At 65.4% G+C, this 24,015-nt stretch carries 21 protein-coding genes; 13 read left to right on the forward strand and 8 right to left on the reverse strand.

Features of this window, described 5'->3' with window-relative positions; genetic code table 11:
- Positions 1-37: 37 nt before the first annotated feature.
- Positions 38-796, reverse strand: coding sequence for an MlaA family lipoprotein (locus QP803_RS17210; RefSeq protein WP_284944702.1), 759 nt, complete (start codon positions 794-796; stop codon positions 38-40).
- Between the two features lie 286 nt (positions 797-1,082).
- On the opposite strand from QP803_RS17210, the gene metF reads away from it, so the two are divergent.
- The 4 genes from metF to QP803_RS17230 are packed head-to-tail and all read left to right on the forward strand — an operon-like array spanning position 1,083 to position 5,992.
- Positions 1,083-2,033 carry a methylenetetrahydrofolate reductase [NAD(P)H] gene (gene metF, locus QP803_RS17215; protein ID WP_284944703.1) on the forward strand — a complete coding sequence of 317 codons (951 nt, stop codon included), beginning with the start codon at positions 1,083-1,085 and terminating at the stop codon, positions 2,031-2,033.
- Complete coding sequence (locus QP803_RS17220; RefSeq protein WP_284944704.1) at positions 2,030-4,219, forward strand: ATP-dependent helicase; 2,190 nt, start codon at positions 2,030-2,032, stop codon at positions 4,217-4,219. The genes metF and QP803_RS17220 overlap by 4 nt, the downstream gene beginning before the upstream one ends.
- 13 nt (positions 4,220-4,232) lie before the next feature.
- Positions 4,233-5,114, forward strand: coding sequence for a 50S ribosomal protein L11 methyltransferase (locus tag QP803_RS17225; protein ID WP_284944705.1), 882 nt, complete (start codon positions 4,233-4,235; stop codon positions 5,112-5,114).
- Complete coding sequence (locus QP803_RS17230) at positions 5,114-5,992, forward strand: polysaccharide deacetylase family protein (RefSeq protein ID WP_284944706.1); 879 nt, start codon at positions 5,114-5,116, stop codon at positions 5,990-5,992. The genes QP803_RS17225 and QP803_RS17230 overlap by 1 nt, the downstream gene beginning before the upstream one ends.
- A 201-nt stretch (positions 5,993-6,193) precedes the next feature.
- Here the strand turns inward: QP803_RS17230 and QP803_RS17235 are convergent, their stop codons facing one another.
- Entirely contained in the window at positions 6,194-6,424 is a 231-nt protein-coding gene (locus QP803_RS17235) for a DUF1127 domain-containing protein (protein WP_284944707.1), read from the reverse strand.
- 174 nt (positions 6,425-6,598) lie between these two features.
- Between QP803_RS17235 and QP803_RS17240 the strand changes: the two genes are divergently transcribed.
- Complete coding sequence (locus QP803_RS17240; RefSeq protein WP_284944708.1) at positions 6,599-8,380, forward strand: aminopeptidase P family protein; 1,782 nt, start codon at positions 6,599-6,601, stop codon at positions 8,378-8,380.
- A 29-nt stretch (positions 8,381-8,409) separates the two neighbouring features.
- Positions 8,410-9,570, forward strand: coding sequence for a glycosyltransferase family 4 protein (locus QP803_RS17245; RefSeq protein ID WP_350356037.1), 1,161 nt, complete (start codon positions 8,410-8,412; stop codon positions 9,568-9,570).
- Here QP803_RS17245 and QP803_RS17250 read toward each other — a convergent pair.
- Positions 9,561-9,932, reverse strand: a complete 372-nt coding sequence (locus QP803_RS17250; RefSeq protein WP_284944710.1) for a cupin domain-containing protein — start codon at positions 9,930-9,932, stop codon at positions 9,561-9,563. The genes QP803_RS17245 and QP803_RS17250 overlap by 10 nt on opposite strands.
- 164 nt (positions 9,933-10,096) lie before the next feature.
- On the opposite strand from QP803_RS17250, the gene QP803_RS17255 reads away from it, so the two are divergent.
- Positions 10,097-11,056, forward strand: coding sequence for a glycosyltransferase family 9 protein (locus QP803_RS17255; protein ID WP_284944711.1), 960 nt, complete (start codon positions 10,097-10,099; stop codon positions 11,054-11,056).
- A gap of 11 nt (positions 11,057-11,067) precedes the next feature.
- Here the strand turns inward: QP803_RS17255 and alaS are convergent, their stop codons facing one another.
- Positions 11,068-13,710 carry an alanine--tRNA ligase gene (gene alaS, locus QP803_RS17260; protein WP_284947943.1) on the reverse strand — a complete coding sequence of 881 codons (2,643 nt, stop codon included), beginning with the start codon at positions 13,708-13,710 and terminating at the stop codon, positions 11,068-11,070.
- A 487-nt stretch (positions 13,711-14,197) separates the two neighbouring features.
- Here alaS and QP803_RS17265 point away from each other — a divergent pair, with 487 nt between their 5' ends.
- On the forward strand, positions 14,198-14,875 hold the full coding sequence (locus QP803_RS17265; RefSeq protein ID WP_284944712.1) for a helix-turn-helix domain-containing protein: 678 nt from the start codon (positions 14,198-14,200) through the stop codon (positions 14,873-14,875).
- Between the two features lie 38 nt (positions 14,876-14,913).
- Here QP803_RS17265 and QP803_RS17270 read toward each other — a convergent pair whose 3' ends face one another.
- The 4 genes from QP803_RS17270 to QP803_RS17285 form a co-directional block, all read right to left on the reverse strand.
- Positions 14,914-16,923 carry a phospholipase C gene (locus QP803_RS17270; protein WP_284944713.1) on the reverse strand — a complete coding sequence of 670 codons (2,010 nt, stop codon included), beginning with the start codon at positions 16,921-16,923 and terminating at the stop codon, positions 14,914-14,916.
- A gap of 33 nt (positions 16,924-16,956) precedes the next feature.
- Positions 16,957-17,907 carry a type 2 periplasmic-binding domain-containing protein gene (locus tag QP803_RS17275; protein WP_284944714.1) on the reverse strand — a complete coding sequence of 317 codons (951 nt, stop codon included), beginning with the start codon at positions 17,905-17,907 and terminating at the stop codon, positions 16,957-16,959.
- A 114-nt stretch (positions 17,908-18,021) separates the two neighbouring features.
- Positions 18,022-18,285, reverse strand: coding sequence for a DUF3126 family protein (locus QP803_RS17280; RefSeq protein ID WP_284944715.1), 264 nt, complete (start codon positions 18,283-18,285; stop codon positions 18,022-18,024).
- Between the two features lie 49 nt (positions 18,286-18,334).
- A complete protein-coding gene (locus tag QP803_RS17285; protein ID WP_284944716.1) occupies positions 18,335-19,249 on the reverse strand; it encodes an ROK family protein in 915 nt (304 codons plus the stop codon).
- A 110-nt stretch (positions 19,250-19,359) separates the two neighbouring features.
- Here QP803_RS17285 and QP803_RS17290 point away from each other — a divergent pair, with 110 nt between their 5' ends.
- The 5 genes from QP803_RS17290 (at position 19,360) to QP803_RS17310 (ending at position 24,015) form a co-directional block, all read left to right on the forward strand.
- A complete protein-coding gene (locus QP803_RS17290; protein ID WP_284947944.1) occupies positions 19,360-19,593 on the forward strand; it encodes a sulfurtransferase TusA family protein in 234 nt (77 codons plus the stop codon).
- Between the two features lie 35 nt (positions 19,594-19,628).
- A complete protein-coding gene (locus QP803_RS17295; RefSeq protein ID WP_284944719.1) occupies positions 19,629-20,420 on the forward strand; it encodes an SDR family NAD(P)-dependent oxidoreductase in 792 nt (263 codons plus the stop codon).
- Between the two features lie 3 nt (positions 20,421-20,423).
- Complete coding sequence (locus tag QP803_RS17300; protein ID WP_284944720.1) at positions 20,424-21,356, forward strand: histone deacetylase family protein; 933 nt, start codon at positions 20,424-20,426, stop codon at positions 21,354-21,356.
- Positions 21,357-21,383: 27 nt separating this feature from the next.
- The gene (gene pgi / locus QP803_RS17305; RefSeq protein WP_284944721.1) at positions 21,384-23,060 is read left to right on the forward strand and encodes a glucose-6-phosphate isomerase; all 1,677 of its coding nucleotides are present in this window, start codon (positions 21,384-21,386) and stop codon (positions 23,058-23,060) included.
- Between the two features lie 166 nt (positions 23,061-23,226).
- A complete protein-coding gene (locus QP803_RS17310; protein WP_284944722.1) occupies positions 23,227-24,015 on the forward strand; it encodes an aldolase in 789 nt (262 codons plus the stop codon).

Below are 24,015 nucleotides of genomic sequence, written 5' to 3' on the forward strand. Positions count from 1 at the left end.
TCTGCTCTGTGTCCTTTTCTTGAGGCGAGTATAGGTTTCAGGGTGCCACAGCAGGAATGGCCGCCGGCTGCGGGAACCAGTCGGGCACCGTCGCCCGATGATCGTCACGCGCCGCCTGCACGGCAGCCTCCCGATGCTGGCGATAAAGGCTGCGGAAGGTCGCGTAGGGATCAAGCGCCATGCGCTTCACCTCATCAATCGGCTTCAGCAGGTCGGCACGAAGATTGACGATTCCAACCACCGTGCGGGTATCGCCGAGGGCGCTGACGATGGCGCCGGAACCGATCCAGAAGAACGGATCGGAGATGATGCCGACGCCGAAGCCGGCGGCATCACGCGGATCGGACGGGCCAAGAACCGGCAAATACAGGAACGGCCCCTCGCCAAGACCCCAGAGGGCTAGGGTGATGCCGAAGTCGGCCTCATGGGACGGATAGCCGAGACCCGTCGCCACATCGAAGATACCGGCCACACCCACGGTGGAGTTCACGACGAACCGCACCAGGCTGTCACCGGCGCGGCGTGACTTCGCTTCGAGGAGATCGTTGAGGAAAATGACCGGCGTGTCGAGGTTGGAGAGCACGTCGCCAAGATGCGTGCGCACGACCCGCGGCACGACATAGGCATAGCCCTGGGCGATGGGCTTCAGGCCATAGGTATCGAGCGTGTCGTTCACCGCATACAGTTTGCGGTTGAGCGGTTCCAGCGGATCATTGGTCTGGTTATAGGCGGCAAGGGCATCGGGATTGGATGCCGGTGGCTTCGTCGCGCAAGCCGTGAGCGCCGTCAGCGCCACGACCGCTGAGAACCAAAAATGTCTGACGCTCGATCCCACGCGGTAGCCCCCTGAGTGACAGCCCAACCGGGGCTAAAGCAGTAAAAGCAAGACGTAAAACAAAAATCGCGCGAGGGGTATCCCTCCGGGAACTGGAAAGTTTCCAGACGGCCCAGACACGCGATCCTCGCACCGTGTTAGGCTCTCATGCTTAAGGTGCGTCTGCCAGAAGTCTTGCACGAAACCTCTGTTGCTGCCACGGAGAGCATCCGATGAGACCGATCGCCCAGACGGTGAGACCACGCAGATGAACCTTCCCTTGTCTCCCCGCCTTCCTGCGCTTGAGCGCTGGGTCAGCGGCCCGCGCTTTGGCGCGATCCCCCTCCCCGATCACTCGGCGCCCGCCCCAGCACTGTCATTCGAGTTCTTTCCGCCCAAGACCGAGGCGCTCGAAACCCAGCTTTGGGCCTGCGTCCGCCGCCTGGAGACGCTGCAGCCGCGCTTCGTCTCGGTGACCTATGGCGCCGGCGGCAGCACCCAGGCGCGCACGCACGCGACCGTGATCCGCCTCGTGGAGGAAACGGCGCTGACCCCGGCAGCGCATCTGACCTGCGTCGGTGCGACGCGCGCCGAGGTCGATGAGGTTGCGGCCCGCTACTGGGCCGGCGGCGTACGCCACATCGTCGCCCTGCGTGGCGATCTGCCCGACGGCCAGAGCGACGTCGGCGCCGACGGCTATCAAAGTGCCATCGAACTGGTCGAGGGCCTGAAGAAGGTCGCGGATTTTGAGATCAGCGTCTCGGCCTATCCCGAGGTGCATCCCCGCGCCGCCAGCGCCGAAGCCGACCTCGACAATCTCAAGCGTAAGCTCGACGCCGGGGCAACACGGGCCATTACGCAGTATTTCTTCGACAGCGCCGTCTATCTTCGTTTCCTCGACCGCTGCCTGGCGGCCGGCATCACGGCGCCGATCGTGCCCGGCATCATGCCCGTGACGAACTTCACCCAGGCCGCCCGCTTCAGCGCCATGTGCGGCACTTCGGTCCCGGACTGGATGGGCGTGATGTTCCAGGGCCTGGACGATGATGTCGAAACGCGCCGCATGGTCTCCGTCGTCATGGCGGCCGAGCAGGTTCGGCTGCTGCAGGCGAATGGCGTGGATGAGTTCCACTTCTACACGCTCAATCGGCCCGACCTGACCTATGCCATCGCCCATGTGCTCGGCGTCCGCCCGAAGGCGGAGCAGCCGGCCGCGTGACCGCCTATCTCGACCGGCTCAACGCCGAGCAGCGCGCGGCGGTCGAAACCGTAGACGGCCCCCTTCTGGTGCTGGCGGGCGCTGGCACCGGCAAGACGCGGGTTTTGACGACCCGCTTCGCGCATATTCTGATGTCGGGCCGCGCCGGGCCGGGCCAGGTGCTGGCCGTCACCTTCACCAACCGCGCGGCGCGCGAAATGCGCGAGCGGATCAGCAGCATCCTCGGCCGCCCCGCCGAGGGGCTGTGGCTCGGCACCTTTCATTCCCTCTGCGCACGCATTCTGCGCCGCCACGCGACCCAGGTCGGGCTGGAGTCGAACTTCTCGATCCTCGATACCGATGACCAGCTCCGCCTGCTCAAGCAGGTGATGCAGGCCGAGGGTGTGGATGCCAAACGCTGGCTGCCGCCGGCGCTGATGGGCATCATCCAGCGCTGGAAGGATCGCGGCTTGACGCCCGATCGCGTCACCCCGGCCGAGGATACTGACTTTGCGGGCGGCCGAGGGCGCGAACTCTACACCGCCTATCAGGACCGTCTGCGCACCCTCAATGCCGCCGATTTCGGCGATCTGCTGCTGCATGTCACCGAGATCCTGCGCACCCAGCCGGACATCCTTGCCCAATATCACCGCATGTTTCGCTACATCCTGGTCGACGAATACCAGGACACCAACCTCGTGCAATATCTGTGGCTGCGGCTGCTTGCACAGTCCCACCAGAACATCTGCTGCGTCGGCGACGACGACCAGTCGATCTATTCCTGGCGCGGCGCGGAGGTGGAGAACATCCTCCGCTTCGAAAAGGATTTTCCCGGCGCGCGCATCGTGCGCCTGGAAGCCAATTACCGCTCGACCGAGCAGATTCTCGGCGCCGCCTCCGCCCTGATCGCCCATAACGAGGGCCGCCTCGGCAAGACGCTGCGGTCCGGCCGCGACGATGCGACCGGCGACAAGGTCGAAGTCATCGGCCTGTGGGATTCCGAGGAAGAAGCCCGCATGGTCGGCACCCGGATCGAGCTGTTGCGGCGGGACGGTCATTCCCTCGCCGAAATCGCTCTGCTGGTGCGCGCCGGCTTCCAGACCCGCGCCTTTGAGGAGCGGCTGATCACCATCGGCATTCCGTACCGCATCGTCGGCGGCCAGCGCTTCTATGAGCGCGCCGAAATCCGCGACGCCATCGCCTATCTACGCCTCATCGTGCAGCCCGCCGACGACCTGGCCTTCGAGCGGATCGTCAATCTGCCGCGCCGGGGCGTGGGGGATGTCGCGCTGCGCAGCCTGCACACCTATTCGCGCACCCATCAGGTACCGCTGATGCTGGCGACCGAACGGTTGATCGCGGCAGGCGAATTGCGCGGCCGAGTGCGTGACAGCCTGTCCGAGCTGCTGCACGGCTTTATGAGTTGGCGCGAACTGCTCAAGCGGGACGGTCATGTCGTGACCGCCGCCACGGTGCTGGACGAGTCCGGCTATACCGCCATGTGGAAGGCCGACAAATCGCCCGAGGCGCCGGGCCGGCTCGACAACCTCAAGGAACTCGTCCGGGCGCTGGCAGATTTCGAGACGCTGGAAGGCTTCCTCGATCATGTCTCCCTGGTCATGGAGAATGAGGAAAACACCCAGGCCCCGCGCGTCAGCCTGATGACGCTGCATGGCGCCAAGGGCCTGGAATTCGACACCGTCTTCCTGCCGGGTTGGGAGGAAGGGCTGTTTCCCAGCCAGCGGTCGATGGATGAAAGCGGGTTGAAGGGCTTGGAGGAGGAGCGTCGGCTCGCCTATGTCGGCCTCACCCGCGCGCGCCTGCGCGCCATCGTCAGCCATGCCGCCAATCGCCGTATCTATGCCAATTGGCAGAGCAGCGTGCCGAGCCGTTTCATCGAAGAACTGCCCGCCGAGCACATTACCCAGACCGGTAATGCGCGCCTGGAACGCCAGCAGCGATTGAGCGCTCCGCCCATCTTCAGCGGCGCCTTTCCGCTCACCGCGTCCCGGCCCAAGCCCGTGGCCGGCGCTTGGGAACAGGCGAGCCGGCCACCGCGCGCCGAAACCATTCCCGTCGGCGCCCGCGTGTTCCACCAAAAATTCGGCTACGGCACCGTGACGGCCGTGGACGACAATCGGCTCGACATTGCCTTCGAGCAAAGCGGCGCCAAACGTGTGCTCGATTCCTTCGTGGAGCGCGCTTGATGGATAAAAACTGATGGCCCGCCGCGCGACACCGCTCGAAACCATTTCCCTCATGGTCGAGGAAGAGGCGCTGCCCTTCTACGAAGCGGCGCTGCTGAGTCTGTGCCCGACTGTCGGCTTCTTTCGGGACGAGGATGAAGGCCCCTGGCGGCTGGAGGCGGTCAAGCCGGTCGGCGACCGCGAGGACGAACTCAGGACTGCGCTGATCCTGGCAGCCGCACTCTCCGGCTACGAAGCCGTGCTGGAGCGTAAGCATACCGAAGCCGATGGTTGGCTCGCCCGCAATCTCGAACAATTCCCCGAGCAGCTCATCGGCAGGCGGTTTGCGGTGCGTGGGACGCATGAAACCGCGCCGCCGGTGGCGAACCGCTTCACCCTCACGGTCGATGCAGGTCTGGCTTTCGGCAGTGGCGAGCATGGCTCGACGCGCGGTTGCCTGCGCGCCTTCGAATTCATGGCCCATCGCAAGCCACAGCGAATCCTCGACCTCGGCACCGGTTCGGGCATCCTGGCCATGGCGGCCGCCAAGCTGCTGAAGCGGCCGGTGCTCGCGACGGATATCGACCCTTGGTCCGTGCGCGTGACGCAGCAAAACGCCGCCATCAACGGCGTTAGCCGCCAGATTACGGCGGCCCTTGCAGATGGCTGGAAAACCCGCGCGTCGGCCAGCCGCGCGCCTTATGACCTCGTCTTCGCCAATATCCTGGCGCGACCTTTGTGTGCGATGGCGCTGCCGCTCGCCCAACATCTCGCGCCAAAGGGGCGCGCCATTCTCGCCGGGCTGCTGGCAAGCCAGGAGCGGATGGTGCTCGCCGCCCATCGCCGCCAGGGTCTCGTGCTGGAACGGCGGTTCCCCGAAGGGCAATGGATGGCCCTGCTGTTGCGGAAGGCCTGATGACGCTCGCAGGGCACGGCCGCTACGACTATTCGGCCATTACGCAGCGGCCGGTCTATGACTGGCCGAACGGTCGTCGCCTCGCGGTCTATATCGGTCTTAACTTGGAGCATTTCGCGTTCGGCGAAGGTCTCGGCGCGGAACTCGCGCCCGGCGGCCCAGCGCCCGATGTGCTCAACTACGCTTGGCGGGACTGGGGCAATCGCGTCGGCGTCTGGCGGATGCTGGCGCTGTTCGAAGAACTCAATCTGCCCGTCACGCTACTGCTGAACAGCGCAATCTATGATTATTGCCCCGAGGTTGTGGCGCCTTTTCGCGCGCGGGGCGATGAAATCGCCGGTCATGGTCGCAGCAATGCAGAACGCCAAAGCATCTTGCCGGAAGCCGAGGAAGCGCTGCTGATTGCCGAGGCGACGGCCGCCATCACCCGGCATGAGGGTCGCGCGCCCGCCGGCTGGCTCAGTCCCTGGATCGCCGAAAGCGCGGTGACGCCGGATCTGCTCGCCGAGGCCGGTTATCGCTACACGCTCAACTGGTGTCATGACGACCAGCCCGGCTGGATGCGCACGCGCGACGGCGGCCGGTTGATGGCCGTGCCCTATCCGCAGGAGCTGAACGACATTCCCGCCATCGTCGCGCGCAAGCTGGAAGGCGAGGCCTTCGCCGATATGATTGTGGATGCCTTCGAGGAGATGCGGATGCAGGCCGCAGCACAGCCTTTGGTCATGGGCATCGCGCTGCACAGCTACATCATGGGACAGCCGCACCGGCTGCGGCATCTGCGGCGGGCTTTGACCCATATCGCGCAGGCACGGGATGAGATTTGGTTATGTCGCGCGGGTGACATCGCCGATCACGCGGCCTCGGTGTTGTCTTAATGCAAGCGCCACCCAAGAGTGCGTCATCCCCGGGCTTGACCCGGGACCTACCCGTTGAGGCGCCCAGACGACGACAGGGCGCCTCAACGGGTAGGTCCCCGCATCAAGTGCGCGGGTGACGATGTAGAGTGAGTCGCGGCCCAAAACAAAAAAGCAGGCCTGTTCGGGGCCTGCTTTTTCTCAGCGGGTCCGACGAACGGATTAGCGTCCGGCGTTCGTGCCCGTGAAGATGGAGCGGATATCGCCGCGCGCGAGGCCGATATCGGCCAGTTCGCGGTCGCTGAGGCGATCCAGCTCGTTGATCACCGAGTGGCGGCGGCTGCTGTCACGCAGCCAGCGGCCGGCGCGGATGACAGGGCTGCCGACCCGATGAAGAAGGCTCGTGGAGCGGGGGGCGCGAGCGGCGGATGAGGTGTTGATGAAAGCTTGCATTGTGGTGGTCCCTGGTGGAAACGCCGCGGCCTTATTCCGTGGCGCCGTTGGATGGGGATATAGCGACTTCCCAAAACGCCTGTTGAGGCAAGAAACTAGGCCAGACATGCGCCAACCGCATGAACACAGAGTTGTCATGATCATGACACATATCGGAAGTGAAAGCGTAACCTGATGATGACTGTCGCCCAGCGTTTAGAGGCTCTCCGCGCCACCTTCGCGGCGGCCGGCATCGACGGTTTCCTGGTCCCTCGGTCCGACGAGCACCTTGGCGAATATGTGCCGGCTGCCGCCGAGCGGCTCGCCTGGCTGACCGGCTTCACGGGCAGCGCCGGGCTCGCTATCGCCCTCGCCGATCGCGCCGCCATCTTCATTGACGGCCGCTATACCTTGCAGGTCCGCCATGAAACGGACCCCGCGCTGTGGGAGCCTCTGCACATCACCGATGAACCGCCGGCCGAATGGCTGGTGAAGGTCACGCCCACCGGCACACGTATTGGCTATGATCCCCTGCTCATCAGCGAGGACGCGGTCGAGCGCATGGCGCGCGGCGCCGCCAACGTCACCTTCGTCCCGCTGGAGACGAACCTGATCGACTCAATCTGGACCGATCGCCCGGCCGAGCCGCTGGGTCGCGTGACGATCTATCCCGAGCGCTTCGCCGGTCGCAGCGCTGGCGATAAGCGCGCCGATATCGCGACCGCGCTCCGTGAAGCGAAGGAGGATGCGGCGGTCCTGACCGACCCCGCCTCGATCGATTGGCTGCTCAATATCCGGGGTGCGGATGTGCCCTTCGCGCCGCTCGCTTTGGGTTTCCTGATCATTCATGCCGATGCCTCCGCCGACCTCTTCATGGCGCCTGAAAAGATCGACGATACGGTGCGGACCTATCTCGGCAATGCAGTGACGATCGCACCACGCCGCGCCCTCGGCACGGCGCTCGACGACCTGAAGGGCAAGCGCGTGCGGGTGGACAGCGCGGGGTCGCCCGCCTGGTTCGCCCAACGCCTGCGCCGCGCCGGCGCGGAGGTCATCTCAGGTGCCGATCCCGTGGCCCTGCCGAAAGCCTCCAAGAACGAGGTCGAGCAAGCGGGCATCCGTGCCGCGCATCAGCGGGACGCGATCGCCCTTTGCCGCTTTCTGCATTGGCTGTTCCTGCGCGGCCCGACCGGAGAAGAGACTGAGATCTCGGCGGCCGAGGCGCTGGTGAGCTTTCGCGCAGAGCTGCCGGAGTTTCTGGAGGAGAGCTTTCCCGCAATTTCCGGGGCCGGCGAACATGGCGCCATCATGCATTACCGCGTGACGCCAGAGTCGAACCGCAAGATCGGCGCCGATGAGGTCTATCTCATCGATTCCGGCGCCCAGTATCTCGACGGCACGACGGATGTGACCCGCACGATCTGGACCGGACCCGGTGTCGCCCCGGCCTCGTTGCGCGACCGCGCCACCCGCGTAATGCAAGGTCATATCGCCATCGCCGCGCTTCGTTTCCCCGAGGGTGTCGCCGGCAGCCATCTCGACGCCTTGGCGCGTCAGGCGCTGTGGTCGGTCGGCCTAGACTACGATCACGGCACCGGCCATGGCGTCGGCGCCTATCTCTCGGTGCATGAGGGGCCGGTGAGCCTGTCGCGCGCGGCGCGTCCGATCCCCCTGAAACCCGGCATGATCCTGTCGGACGAACCCGGTTACTATCTCCCCGGCGCCTACGGCATTCGGCTGGAGAACCTTCTGCTCGTCCATAAGGCGCCCGAGGCAGTCGAAGGCGTGAAGCCCTTCCTCTGTTTTGAGACGCTGAGCCTGGCGCCCTTCGACCGCGCCCTGCTAGAACCCGATTTGATGACGGTCGCCGAGCGCAACTGGCTCGATGCCTATCATGCGCGGGTGCTGGCCGAGGTCGGGCCCCATCTTGCCGCGGACGCGCGCACCTGGCTCACCGCCGCCTGCGCCCCTCTTTAATGGCATCTGAGGCTGGACGACCCACCGTATTGCAGGTTCTCCCCGCCCTCGACGGCGGCGGGGTGGAACGCGGAACGATCGAAATCACCGAGGCCCTGACCGCCCAGGGCTGGGGCGCGGTGGTGGTGAGCGAAGGTGGCCGGCTGGTGCCATCCGTCACGCGGGCCGGCGGGCGGCACATCACCTTGCCGCTCGGCACCAAGACGCCGTGGGGCATTTGGCGCAACGCCAGCCGCCTCGTGGAGCTCATGCGCGGCGAAGGGATCGATCTCGTCCATGCGCGGTCGCGCGCGCCGGCCTGGTCGGCCTGGATCGCCTGCCGTCGTACCGGCGTGCCCTTCGTGACCACCTATCACGGCGCCTATTCGGAAAAGACTCCAGGCAAGCGGCGCTACAACAGCATCATGGCGCGCGGGGCGCGGGTGATCGCGGCCAGCGGCTTCATCGCCGATCTGCTGAGGACTCAGCATCATGTGCCTGAGGATCGGCTGCGCCTCATTCCACGCGGTATCGACCCGGCGGCTTTCGATCCGGCAGCCGTCGGCGGCCCGCGCGTCGCCCGGCTGGCGCAGGCCTGGGGCCTGCCCGATGACGCCCGGATCATTCTGCTGCCGGCCCGCGTCTCCCGCTGGAAGGGCCAGTCCGTGCTTATCGCGGCGCTCGGCTTGCTCAAACGGCCCGATCTCTGCGTCGTCCTGGTGGGTTCGGATCAGGGGCGGCAGGCCTATGTGCGCAGCTTGCTGGACCAGGCGGCGTCACTGGGCGTGACGTCTCAGCTGCGCATGGTCGGGCATTGCGCCGATATGGCGGCGGCGCTGATGCTTGCGGATGTGGTGGTCAGCGCCTCGACCGAGCCAGAGGCTTTCGGCCGCGCGGTGATCGAAGCTCAGGCGATGGCACAGGTGGTGATCGCTGCAGGCCATGGTGGCGCCGCCGAGACGGTGGAGGACGGCGACACCGGCCTGCTCGTGCCGCCGGGTGACGCTCTGGCTTTGGCCGATGCCATTACGCGTGTGCTGGCGATGCCGGAGGATACGCGCGCCGCGATGGGCGCCCGCGCCCGCGCCTCGGTCCTCAGGGACTATACGGTGCAGGCGATGCAGCAGGCGACGATGGCGGTATACGAGGAAGTCTTGGCTGATAGCGCTGCACTATCCGCCATTTCATACGAAACCTCGCGTCACTCGTAGCAGGCGAAGACCTTCCGCGCCGGTTCCAGGATTTCCCAGGTGCCGGTGAAGCCGGCCGGGGTGACAAAGGCATCACCGGCCCGGAATGTCCGGTCGGAGCCGTCATCGCCCATCACGCGAATGACGCCCTCCAACAGATGGCAGAACTCGCTCTCGGTAAAGACCACGCGCCAGGTGCCCCGCGCGGCAGTCCAACTGCCGCAGGTGAAATGCCCATCCGCACTGGTGAACACGGTCGACACCGTCTGGGCCGGGTCACCCGCGAGGATGCGCTCCGGCGACGGACGAAAGCCGACCGGCTCCGGCAGCGGGTCCTGAAAACTCACAACGGCCGGAATCATCTTGTCGATGGACGGTTTCATGGACGGGTTCCCTTCTGACAGTCGGTTTAGGGACGAGACCAGCGCATAACGCTTCATTCATTGGCCCTACAACAACCACAACGCGCCTTCCACGACATTTCCTTCGCCGGCGGTTTCGGTTAGGCGGGTCCGGGCGAGACCATCATGACAGAGCACAAGCCGCGATGACCCCAGCCACGGCCCAGAGCCCACACAAGATCCGAAAAAAGATCATGGTGATCCGCCTCGGCGCTTTGGGGGATTTCGTGCTGTCCTTCGGCCCCTTCGCCGCCATCCGCGCGGACCATCCCGACGCCCATATTACCCTGCTCACCACGGCACCCTTCGCGCGTCTCGGCCGCCTGAGTCCTTGGTTCGACGATGTGGTGATCGATCGTCGCGCCCCCTGGTGGGACGTTCGCGCGCTTCTGCGACTGCGCAAGACATTGCGTGGATTCGATTTCGTCTATGACCTTCAAACGTCGGGACGCTCGTCCCGCTATTTTCTGATCGCCGGTAAGCCGCCTTGGTCGGGGATCGCCAAAGGGGCGTCCCACCCCCATGCCAATCCCGTGCGCGACGATATGCACACCTGGGAGCGGCAGCGCGATCAACTCGCCATGGCCGGGATCGGCGTGGTTCCGCTCGCCGACACCGCCTGGCTGCTGCGGGCGGGCAACCCGCCCGATGTGCCGCGCCCCTATGCGCTGCTGGTGCCGGGAACCGCCGCCCATCGTCTGCCGAAGCGCTGGCCGACGGTCTCCTATGGGAATCTTGCCCGCGCCCTGATAGCAGAGGGCGTCACGCCCGTCATTCTCGGAACCGGCGCCGAAGGGCCCCTGGCCGCGACCATCATCGAGCGCTGCCCCGAGGCGATCGACCTCACCGGCCGGACCGATCTGCCTGGCCTCGCGGCACTCGCCACCCGCGCGCGTTTCGCGGTGGGCAACGATACCGGCCCGATGCATCTGGCCGCCGCCATGGGCTGCCACTGCCTGACGCTGTTTTCGCTGGCGAGCGACCCCAGCCGCACAGCGCCGCGCGGGCCGGACGGGCGCCACCTCATGATCCTGCGCGAAGATAACCTCGCGGACCTCCCGGTCGACGAGGTCATGGCCGCCTTGACCGAGGCGGCGCTGATATAAGCGGCGCTGCTTTAAGCGGCTAACGCCGTCCGCACGGCGTCGAGCGCGGCATCGGCCTGGCTCGCATCCGGGCCGCCGGACTGGGCGAGATCAGGCCGGCCGCCGCCGCCCTTGCCGCCGGCCGCGGCACTCGCCGCCCGCGCTAGATCGACGGCGCTGAACCGCGCCGTAAGATCGGGGGAGACACCGACGACGATGCTCACCTTGCCCTCGGCGGTGGAGACCAGGGCGACCACGCCGCCACCTTCCATCTGCTTGCCGATGGCATCCGCGAGGGACTTGAGGTCGCGCGGCGGCACATCGCCCAGATTGCGCGCCGAGAGTTTCACGCCGCCGATGTCCTCGATCGCCGCCGCGCCACCGCCGGTCGCGAGCTTCTTCTGCGCCTCACTGAGCTGACGCTCTAGCCGCTTGCGGTCTTCGAGCAGGGCGCTGATACGCGCCGGCAATTCGCTCGCCGGCACCTTCAGCACGGCCGCCGCCGCTTCCAGCGTCTTCTCTGTCTCGCGCAGACTGTCGAAGGCCGCCGCACCGGCCACCGCCTCCAGCCGCCGAACGCCCGCCGAGACGCCGCTTTCGCCAATCAGCCGGATGAGACCGATATCGCCGGTACGTGCGACATGCGTGCCGCCGCACAGTTCGATCGAATAGGCCCGTCTCGCATCATCGCCATCGCCCATGGCAACGACGCGCACCTCATCGCCGTATTTCTCGCCAAACAGGGCCATCGCGCCTTCGGCAACGGCAGCGTCCGGCGTCATCAAACGCGTGGTCACGGCGCTGTTTTCGCGAATACGGGCATTCACCTCGGCTTCGACGACCGCGAGTTCCTCCGCCGTCACCGGCTTGGGATGGCTGATATCGAAACGAAGCCGATCCGGCGCGTTCAGGCTGCCCTTCTGTGCGACATGGGTGCCGAGATGGCGGCGCAGCGCCTCATGCAGCAGATGCGTCGCGGAATGATGGGCGCGAATGGCGCCGCGTCGGGTGTGATCGACCACGGCGCGCACCGGTTGCCCGAGCCGGACCTCTCCAGCTTCGACCGTCCCCAGATGGATGAACAGGTCGCCGAGCTTCTTCTGGGTATCGGTGATGACGATGCGCAAGCCATCCGGCCCGGTGATCACGCCCTGATCGCCCACCTGGCCGCCACTTTCGGCATAAAAGGGCGTCTGGTTGAGGATGATGGCGACCTCCATGCCGGCCGCAGCGCGGTCCACCGGCGCGCCGTCGGCGACGATGGCGCCGACCTCGCCCTCGGCGCTTTCCGTGGCGTAGCCGAGGAATTCCGTCGCGCCGAGCGCCTCCTTGAGGTCGAACCACACGCGGCCGGTCGCGGCATCGCCGGTGCCGGCCCAGGCGGCGCGCGCCCGCGTCCGCTGCTCTGTCATCGCGGCCTCGAAGCCGCTGACATCGACCGTGCGGCCCTGTTCGCGCAGCGCGTCCTGCGTCAGGTCTAGGGGAAAGCCGAAGGTGTCATACAGCCGGAACGCGACAGCGCCGGACAGCGTCTCGTTCTCACCGAGCTTGTCGGTTTCGTCGGCGAGAAGGTGCAGCCCACGCTCCAGTAGCGACCGGAACCGTGTCTCCTCCAACCCCAGCGTTTCGGTCATCAGCGCCTGGGCGCGGCCGAGTTCTGGATAGGCCTGGCCCATCTGGCGAATAAGTGCGGGTACCAGGCGCGGCATCAAAGGTTCGACCGCGCCCATCTGGTGGGCGTGGCGCATGGCGCGCCGCATGATCCGGCGCAGCACATAGCCGCGCCCCTCGTTGGAGGGCAGAACACCATCGGCCATGAGGAAGCAGGACGACCGCAGATGGTCGGCCACGACGCGATGGCTGGTCTTATCCGCCCCGTCGGGGTCACGGCCCGTCACCTCGGCGCTGGCCAAAATCAGGGCGCGAAGCGTGTCGGTGTCATAATTGTCGTGCTTGCCCTGAAGGATGGCGGCGAAGCGCTCAAGCCCCATGCCGGTATCGATGGAAGGGCGCGGCAGCGGCGCACGGGTGCCGGGCGGCCCTTCCTCATACTGCATGAAGACGAGGTTCCAGATTTCGATAAACCGGTCGCCGTCCTCATCCGGGCTGCCCGGCGGGCCGCCGGGGATCGAGGGCCCATGGTCAAAGAAAATCTCGCTGCATGGCCCGCAGGGGCCGGTATCGCCCATGCGCCAGAAATTGTCGGTGGTCGGGATGCGAATGATGCGGCTATCGGGCAGCCCGGCGATCTTGCGCCACAGCGCCGCCGCATCCTCATCCTCACTATAGACCGTGACGAGAAGACGTTCGGGCGGAAGGGCGAAATCCTTGGTGATCAGCGTCCAGGCATGGGCGATCGCCTCTTCCTTGAAATAATCGCCGAAGGAGAAGTTCCCCAGCATTTCAAAGAAGGTGTGGTGGCGCGCCGTGTAGCCGACATTGTCGAGGTCATTGTGCTTGCCGCCCGCGCGGACGCATTTCTGCGCCGTGGTCGCCCGGCTATAGGGCCGCCGCTCCTGCCCGGTGAAGACATTCTTGAACTGCACCATGCCGCTATTGGTGAACAGCAGCGTCGGGTCGTTGCGCGGCACAAGGGGCGAGCTATCGACGACGGCATGGCCGTTGCGCGCGAAATAATCCAGGAAGGTGGCGCGGATATCGTTGCTGCTGGCCATGAGGCTGCGGATCTCGAAGGCTAGAGGGGCGGACACCGCAACTAGCGCACCGGCTGCCGCCTGTCACGCGATGGCGCAGAGGCACGGGCTTCTTGGCGATTGAACAAGCACAAGGGCCCTCCATATCGCTATAACGGAAGCGTGTTCGTAGTGCGGTGCTGCACTGCAAAAAAGATCTTGCAAACCCACGACGGGCTTTATAAGTTGTGCATCGCAGCAACGGCGGTCCTTGATCGTGTTGCTGCTTTCTTGGACGTTTCCTCCCTAAACTTGGCGGTGCTTCGGCACCGCCTTTTTTTTGTTCAAGGCCTGGAGATGGGGTGGGTCGCCGGTCCCGCAAGCGATCAGAGCACGGAACGTTCCAGAATCGGTATATCTGGATATGTTAACACCGCCCTCTACGTAAAATCCCTTAGCGGGTGACACAATATCCGGCCCGCGCGGGCTCGGGCATGACAGCGCCTCTGATCGAGCCCCAGGAGCGCCCATGTCCGCAAGCCTCGCCCTTCCGGTCGGCGCCGTCCTCGCACCCGCCACCATGGTTTATCGACAGCAGACAGTCCGGGCGCATCACCCTGTCGATCGGCTGGACACCGACCGGCCAGTGACCTGCACGCTCCAGTTCAACCAGGATCGCGGGATTTACGGGGAAGGCGACGACGCGGAATTTTTCTACAAAGTCATGTCCGGTGTCGTGCGAACCTGCCGATTCCTCAGCGACGGGCGCCGCCAGATCGATGCGTTCCACGTCGCGGGCGATCTCTTTGGTTTCGAAGCCGGCACCGAATACAGCCTCACCGCAGAAGCGGTGACGGATTGCACGGTGGCATCTTTCCGTCGTCAGAGCGTGGACGTCTCACGGGACCTATTTGCCTATGCGATGCGTGGCATGCTGCGCGCGCAGGAGCATGCGCTGCTACTCGGTCGCCGCAGCGCGGTCGAGAAAGTTGCCGCCTTCCTGCTGGACTGTGCGGCACGTGCCCGCGACGCTGCAGTGATCGAATTGGAAATGACCCGACAGGATATCGCAGACTATCTCGGGCTGACGATCGAGACGGTCTCGCGCACGCTGTCCATGCTGGAAAAGAATAAGACGATCGCGATCTTCAGCCCAAGGCGCATCCGTCTTTGCGACCGGCACGCCTTGGAATTGCTGAAGGCCTAACGCACAGAGGGTTGACCACCATCCGCTTGGCGCTGCGACTACTTGCTCGGAGAGGTCAACGGCCGTGGATTGAAGTCATCCGGGATCGGATTGGTGATGTGCTGCACACGATCCTCGGTCGTGAGGCCGATCGCCGCACAACCATGGCCGCCATAGGCGGGTACCGCTTCCACGACCTGATCTGGGATCTCGGCATAGCTGGCCGGCAGCGGCGGCGCCTTGCCTGAAAGCCGCGCCGGATCGAAAGCGGAGAAAAGGTTTCCGGTGCCGGGCGTGCGCGCATCATGCGGGCCAAGATTGGTCTGTTTGAATCCGTTCGGACCATTGAAGCGCGCCCCCTCGCCGTCCAGCCGCGCTTCCAGTTCATCCGGCAGATCGGCGAGCGGCGGAAGATCGAACACGGCATCGAGCAGCTTGATGACCGAGTTGTGGTCACCTTCCTCATGCGACACGTCATGCACGCGCGAGAAGGGCGAGATCATGATCAGCGGAATGCGCGGCCCCCGGCTGAGCGGCAGGCCGGCGGGGTCGAACGCCAGGATGCGCGGCGGCACATGATCGTAATCACCTTCGGACTCGTCATAGGTGATGATGATGGCGCTTTGCGGCCAGTACGGGCTGCGCGCGATGGCATTCACCTCCCGCGCCACCAGGGCTTCGCTCAGCTCGGCATCCGAATAGCCGGGATGATCGTCATCACCCATGAACAGGGCCTGTACGGCCTTCGCTTCTGCACTGCCATCATCGAAGGCCGGCTTCAGGCCGGCGATGTTGACATATCCACCCCGCACGTAGAACACGCCGGACGCAGGCAGGCGTTTCGCCGCCATATCGGCGAAGAAATCACCCAAGCCGTGTTCGTGCGAGGTCATGCCGGGATTGTTGCTGACATAGCCGAAATACTGTGGCCCGTTATGGTGCCCGATATAGCTGGAATGCGAACCGCCGGCCGGGTCTGTCGCGGGCTCGTTCGGCTCGTGATCATAACCTTCCTGATACCAGCTCCAAGGAAGCGCATTGCGCTTATCGGCGCCGATGAAGGGCACGTCCTTCTGCACATCGGCCAGATCGGTCTTCGGCGCCGTGTCCTCCGTCGTGAGGGTGGGCAGTGTCTCGCCCGCAAGCGTCAGCGGCAGGCTGGCGAAGGTCAGGTTGGGGGCGGTATTCGCGCCCTTTTTGCCGGACTTCTCATGCGCGAGATTGGCGGGCTGCCGCTGCGGCCCGGTCGTCGTGTCGGATTTCGAACCCCAGAAGGGAATCGGATCGTTCATGACAGGCACAGTGGTGGAGCCATTGGCGCTCGCCTCATCCGGATGTTTCACCCATTGGGTTTCACCCACCTGGCCCGAGATCATGGCGATGGCATTGGGCGTCGAGGGCCCGATGGTCGTCTGGAAGATATTGTCAAACAGCGTGAAGCGGCTGGCGTAGTTCCACAGGAAGGGGATCGTGTCGCAATCCTCATAGGCCATGGTCAGCTCGCCCATCTGCTTGGCCTGAAGCGACGGATGATTGGCGCCGGCCGGCGTGTATTTGGCTTCCTCAATGGCCGCGAACTTATCCATCTTCGCCGTGGTGCCGGTCAGGTCCATCTTCTCCGCCATGCGGACATGACCGTGATCGACATCGTCCGTGTCGGCGGCATGCGCGGCTGGCCCGATGAGGAAGGGCTTCACCTGCGCGACGCTGCCATCGGTGTTGAGGAAGCCCTGCGTGAAGCCAAGCGTATCGGCGGCGGACCGCGGCGTCTGGCCATCGGAGAACAAGCCGTTGGCGCCACGGAAGCTCCCGAAATAGCTATCGAAGGACCGGTTCTCCTGAAAGAGGACGAAGACGTATTTGACATGCGCGCGCAGCAGCGCGGTCATCTCACTCTCAGACAGGGCGGGCTCCCCCGCAGGATCGCGGATCATGGCCTTGATCGCCGGCGGCGCATCCGGCTGCGCGACGATAAGCGGGCCGGACACATCCTGCGCCATGGCAAGGGGCGATTGCAGCAGGCCAGCTACCGTGACCAGCGCCGAGCATCGTTTGAGGATCGCGATCATGAAGTCCTCCGCTTAAAGATTCGCCCGTGACTGCTATTCGGCATAGGCCGGGGAAAACACACCGCCCGACGTCCATATCGTGTTCAGACCCGCCGGCAGGTCGAGCACAGATCCCTCGCCGAGGTTCCGCGCAAAGATGGCGTCGTAGGGGCCAACGGCCTTATGCATCTCGTCTGCCCAGCCAGCCTTCAGGCCGAGCGCTACGCCGGCGGCGTCCCCCGCCTGGGGTCGCATCACACTCTGGATGGTCCAAGTCACCAGCGCCGACCAACGTCCATCCGCCAGAGGCGTGGCGGCCAGAATGGGATAAGATGCGAGCGCATCGGGCAAGATGCGGCTGTCATGGCCGTCGCGCTGGGTTTGCAACCGAAGGGCCGCGAGGCTGGTCACTTCATTGACCATCGCGCCGCAGCGCTGTGCATAAAACGCGTCCAGCTCCTCATCCGATTCCTGGAACGGAAAGTATCGCGCGTCGAGGTGCCGCGCCGCGAACCAGGGCGCGATGCTGCGCTCGGCGCCGGTTCCGGGCTCGGCGCAGAGGGTCGTGCCAGCGAGATCCGCGACATGCCGCGCCGTGGCGGCCTTCGGCACCAGCACCGCATCCGTCTCATAGAAGACGGCAGGCCCCGGCTGCACGGCGCCTGCCAGATCATTGGCGATCATCTCGGACGTCGTGAGAAAGAACAGCTCGTCTGTGCCGTGACGCACGGGCCCGTAGCTCGCGGGCAGCAAATAGGGGTGGAAGCCGATCCGCGCATGGGGCCCGAGCACGGCGGTCGCGACCGCGCGGCAAAGATCGACGTTGAGGCCATGCCAGACACCGTGAGCGTCGGGGAAAGCGAGACCTGGCCGCACCGTGCTGCCGCACTGCAAGACGCCCTCGGCACGTACATGCGCGAGGGTATCGCGCGTGGCGGTATCCGCATGGGCCGGTTGAAGGCCGGCAGGCCCGATGATACCAGCCAAGGCAAGCCAAGCGCGCATCAGGATCTCCAGAGATCGGGCACCGACCGTTACGGCCACCCGTCTCCAAGCCCTAATGACGATTCGATGACACGCGAGATGTGGGCAGGCTGAAGCTGGAATTGACGCGATGCGTCAGGCGCGGCCGACCTTGCGAATCGGTGCGGCCTTGGCGGCCGCCTTGGGCAGGGGCGGCAGGTCTTCGTCCAGGATGGCGATCGTCACGGCGTAGGAGACCTCGCCGTCATCGGTATCCTTGTCGAGCGTTCCGACCGTCTCGTCCCCGATCGTCACTTCGATCGGGAAGCCGGCCTTCATCGGCGGCACGACCTTGACTCGGTCATTGCCCAGTAGGCGGCGAAGATAGGTCTGCACGCGTTCAATCTCGGCTCCGGTCATGTCCGGGTCCCTTTCTGCGAAATGGCGTTGGAGGGGGCCAGATACGCGATCAGGCCGGCCAAAGCCACGCCGCACCGCGCACGCCCGAACTGTCGCCATGGACGTTCTTGACCAGCGGCGTGGTGATGGATTCGCTGCGCACATAGTGGGGCAGCAACGGCGGCACCTGCTCATAGAGATGCGCCATATTCGACAACCCACCGCCCAGCACCAAGATATCGGGGTCGAGGATGGCAATCACCATGCCCAGGCCCCGGGCCAGCCGATCGACATGCCGGTCGAGCGCCGCCTGGGCCTTCGCATCCCCCGCCGCGGCCCGCGCGGGCAGATCGCCGGCATCGCGCGCGCCCGGCCCGTCGCAGTCGGCGGCCAGGCCAGGCCCTGAGAGCCACATTTCCAGGCAGTTCCAGAAACCGCACCAGCAATGAAGGCCCGGCGTCTCTTCCGGTCGCAGCCATGGCAAGGAAATATGGCCCCATTCGCCGGTGATGGCGTGGCGGCCCGCCACGACCTTGCCATCCACCACCAACCCGCCGCCGACGCCTGACCCCAGGATGACGCCGAACACGACGCTTTTGCCGGCGCCCGCGCCATCTGCCGCTTCGCTCAACGCGAAGCAATTGGCGTCATTGGCGACGCGAACCTCACGCGCCATAGCGTCCGACAGGTCCCGGTCCAACGCATGCCCGTTGAGATAGAGCGCGTTGCAATTCTCGATCGTCTTGGAACTCGGGCTGATCACCCCCGGAATGCAAACGCCCACGGACAGCGCCGCGCCCAGTTCGGCTTCGGCCCCTTGCACGAGATCACGGATCGCTAGAACGACCGTGTCGTAGTGATCCGGCGTGGGCACGCGCCGGCGGATGGGCAGGCCGCCATCGGGGCCGAGGACGGCGATTTCGATCTTGGTGCCACCGAGGTCGATGCCGGCGCGATAGGGGGAGGTCTTGTTTGTCTCGTTCATGGGGCCGGACATTGGCGGCAGCCGCCCCGATGCTCAAGCCCTCCCCTCGTGACGTATCGCCGCTGACGCGTGTCTTGCTGCCGAACGAGGCCGGGGCCAGGATGCCGGCCATGGCGGAAACCGTGCTCGACCTCAAGAACCTGGCCTGCCCCCTGCCTGTGCTACGGGCGAACCGAGCGCTTCGCAGCATGACGCCGGGCGAGCGACTGCGCGTGCTCGCGACGGATGCGGCCTCGGTCGCCGACTTCAAAAGCTATTGCCGGGAAACGGGCCATGCCCTGGTCTCCTGGAGCGAGGAAGCGGGCATCTACAGCTTCACGATCCGGCGCCGCGCCGAGAGCTAAACGCTTCAAAACAAGCGCCTCGAAGGGGAAGACCGATGGAACTCAGATTGCGGGGCAAGGCAGCGGTCATCACCGGCGGCAGCGTGGGCATCGGGCTCGCCATCGCCGAAGGCCTGGCAGCTGAGGGCGTCAATCTCCTGTTGGTGGCGCGTGGCGCTGAAAGACTGGATCAGGAAGCCGCGCGCATCGAGGCCGCTCACGGTGTCCGTGTCGTCACGGCCGCCTGCGATGTCGGCGAGCCCGCCTCCGCCGAGACGATCACCCGGCTGGCGGAGACCACATTCGGCGGCGTGGATATCCTGATCAACAATGCCGGCACGGGCAGCAACGAGACCATCATGGAGGCCCCGGATTCGAAATGGGACTTCTACTGGAACCTGCATGTAATGGCGGCGGTGCGCCTCGCCCGTGGCCTGGTGCCGGGCATGAAGCGGCGCGGCGGCGGCGTCATCCTGCACAACGCCTCCATCTGCGCTAGCCAACCGCTCGGCTATGAGCCGATCTACAATGTCACCAAAGCGGCCCTGGTCATGTTCTCGAAGAACCTCGCCAATGAGGTCGTTGGCGACAATATCCGTGTCAACACCGTCAACCCCGGCCTGGTGCTGACACCCGACTGGATCAAGACCGCCAAGGAATTGACGGCCGGTACCGGTGGCGATTGGGAGGGGCATTTGCAGGCCGTGGCCGATGAATTCGCACCGATCAAGCGCTTCGCCTCCGCCGAGGAGATTGCCAATATCTTCGTGTTCCTCTGCTCCGAGCGCGCCAGCTATTGCGTCGGCTCGGCCTTCTTCGCCGATGGCGGCATGCTGCGGACGATCTGACCCATGACCGTGCTGCTCCTCAGTCACCAGGCGGGTCTTCAGCATGATACCGGGCCGGGCCACCCCGAGCGGGTCGGGCGCATCCGCGCGGTGATGGAAGCCTTCGCCATGCCGGTGTTCTCAGGGCTCCTGCGGGAGGACGCGCCCGAAGCGACGCGCGACCAGCTCGGCCGGGTGCACCCCGAGGCCTATATTGATCGCATCCTCAACACCCATCCCGCGCCGGGCGATCTTGTGCGCCTGGACGCCGACACCGTCATGAGTCCGGGCAGCGCCGAGGCGGCATTGCGGGCCGCCGGCGGGGCGGTGGCCGCCGTCGATGCCGTGCAGTCAGGCCGCGTTCGCGCCGCCTTCGTCGCCACCCGGCCACCCGGCCATCATGCCGAGCCCGATCGCGCCATGGGGTTCTGCCTGTTTTCAAACGCCGCCATCGCTGCCCATCACGCCCGCGCCACCTGGAAATGCCAGCGCGTGGCCGTGGTGGATTTCGACGTCCATCACGGCAATGGCACCCAGGCCGTGGCCTGGGACGATGCCGATTTCTTTTTCGGCTCCAGCCATCAATATCCGTTCTATCCCGGCACCGGCGCCGCCTCTGAAACCGGCGCCTTCGGGCAGATCGTGAACGTGCCCCTGTCCGCCGGAACGCCGCCCGCCACCTTTCGGGCGGCCTGGGCCGATCGAATTCTACCCGCCCTGGATGCCTTCGCGCCCGATTGCATCATCGTCTCGGCCGGCTTCGACGCACATAAGGATGACCCGCTCGGCAACTTGCGGCTCGATGAGCATGACTTCGCCTGGGTCACGCAGCAGATCATGGCCGCCGCCGACCGCCATTGTGGCGGCCGCATCGTCTCCTTGCTCGAAGGCGGCTATGATCTCGATGCCCTGGCGGCGTCTGCCGCCGCCCATATCCGCGCGCTGATGGCCGGCTGATCTTTCGTTTTTACCAGGAGGCTAACCATGCCCGAGACCGCCCTTCCCGCATCCGCGACGAAACCCGCCTGGGATAAGCTGGCGGCCCTCGCCGATGCACCCGATGGCCGACTGATCACGCCGCTGTTCAAGGCCGACCCCACGCGCGCCGAGACCTTCTCGGCCAGCTTCCAGGACATGTTTCTGGACTTCTCCAAGACCTCCATCAGCCCCGAGGCGCTGGCCGGCCTGCTCGATCTCGCCCGCGCCGCCGAGGTCGAGGATTTCATCAAGCGCCTGTTCGCAGGTGAGCCCGTCAATATGACCGAGCATCGCTCGGCCATGCATATGGCTCTGCGCAGCAAGCCCGACGCCGGCTACCGCGCCGTGCTGCCCGAAGGTGGCTTCGAGGATGCCTCCGCAGTCGCGGCGCATGAGCGCGCGCGCATGGAAAAATTCGTCCGCGCCGTGCATGACGGCTCCATCGTCGCGGCGGACGGCAAGCCCTTCACGGATGTGCTCAATATCGGCATCGGCGGCTCCGATCTCGGCCCGCGCATGGTCAGCCAGGCACTCACCTTCGTGCATGGCGCGAAGATCGAGCCGCATTTCCTTTCCAATGTCGATGGCCATGCCTTCGCGCAATTCGCCCGCCAGCTCGACCCGGCGCGGACGCTGGTGCTGGTCGCGAGCAAGACCTTCACGACGCTGGAGACCATGACAAACGGTCATGCCGCCCGCGATTGGATGGCGGCGGCGCTGGGTGAGGATGCGGTGCATCATCAATTCGCCGCCCTTTCGACCAACCTGAAAGAGACCGGGAAATTCGGCATCCCCGAAGACCGTGTCTTCGGCTTTCGCGACTGGGTCGGCGGACGTTACTCGGTCTGGTCGGCGATCGGCCTGTCGGTCGCCCTCGCGGCCGGTTGGGATGAGTTCGAGCATTTCCTCGCCGGTGGCCGCGCCATGGACGGCCATTTCCGCGACACGCCACTGGAGAAGAACCTGCCGGCGCTGATGGCGCTGACGGGTATCTGGAACACCGACATCCTCGGCGCCCGGACACTCTGCATCCTCGCCTATGACGCGCGTCTCGCCCGCTTCCCGGCCTATCTCCAGCAGTTGGAGATGGAGAGCAACGGCAAGTCCACCCGTCTGGCGGGGGACCGCGTGGCCCACCAAACCTGCCCGGTGGTCTTCGGCGAGCCCGGCACGGACGCGCAGCACAGCTTCATGCAATTGGTTCATCAAGGCCCGGCCCTGGTTCCGGTAGACTTCATCCTGGCCGCCGAGCCGGACCATGACCGGCCCGAGGCGCATCGCATCCTGGCCTCCAATGTCTTCGCCCAGGCGGAGGCGCTGCTCGCCGGCAAGACGCTGGCCGCGGTGACCGAAGAGATGAAGAAGGCGGGCGATGACGACGCCACCATCGCGCTGGTGGCACCCCATCGGGTCTTCACCGGGGAGCGGGCAAGCACGACGATCCTGCAAAAGAAGCTCGACGCCTATAGCCTCGGCCGCCTCATTGTCCTGTACGAGCACAAGGTCGCAGTGCAAGGTGCCATTTGGGGCATCAACAGCTTCGATCAGTGGGGCGTGGAACTGGGGAAGAAGCTCGCCCAATCGATCATCCCGCAGTTGGAGCCGGGCGCCCCGATCGGTACGCATGACGCTTCGACCACGGCGCTGATGCACCGCTTTCGCAGCCTGCGCGGCGAGGCCTAGCCCCACCAGACGATACCAGGCGGCATCGTGCCGCCTGTGCCCGCCCAAAGGCTTGCTTCTCTTCGGCTGGTTGATCGACCCCATTTCTCAGCGGCCGTGGAAGCTGGACGGAAGTTGGCCATGTCTCCGGCGCCCGTATCCGTCTTAAACCCAGGAGAAGGACTTCATGGGCTACGACCTACACCCCACACTGAACGCACCCTGCGCCACGCTCGGCAATGTCGATCGGGCTGCGCTGCAGCAGGCCCGCATCGACCTCGCCGCCTGCTTCCGCATGGCGGCGCGGCTTGGGTTGGAAGAAGGCATCTGCAACCACTTCTCGGCGCTGGTTCCAGGGCGGGACGACCTTTTCCTGGTCAATCCGCATGGCTTGATGTTCCGGGAAATCACCGCCTCCAGCCTGCTGGTCTGCGATTTCGAGGGCAATGTCATCGACGGCGCGGGCAAGCCCGAGGCCACGGCCTTCTACATCCATGCGCGGCTGCACAAGCGACTGCCCCGCGCGCGCGCCGCCTTCCACACCCATATGCCCAATGCCACGGCGCTCACCATGGTGGCGGGCCCGCCGCTGGTCTGGGCCGGTCAAACGGCGCTGAAATTCTACGGCCGCACGGCAGTGGACGAGGCCTATAATGGCCTTGCGCTGGATGAGGCCGAGGGCGACCGCATCGCCGCCGCCATGGGCGATGCCGACATCGTCTTTATGCGCAATCACGGCGTCATGGTCGTGGGGCCGACCATCGCCGAAGCTTTCGACGATCTCTATTATCTGGAGCGTGCCGCCGAAGTGCAGGTGAAGGCGCTCAGCACCGGTCGTCCGCTCATTCCGGTGGCGCCAGATATCGCGCAACGCGCCTATGAGCAGATGCGCCAAGGCGACCCCGAAAGTGCGAGGCTGCATCTGGACAGCGTCAAGCGCCTGCTGCTGCGGGAGACGCCCGATTTCGCCACCTGA

Source organism: Acidisoma sp. PAMC 29798 (assembly GCF_030252425.1).
GTDB lineage: Bacteria > Pseudomonadota > Alphaproteobacteria > Acetobacterales > Acetobacteraceae > Acidisoma > Acidisoma cladoniae.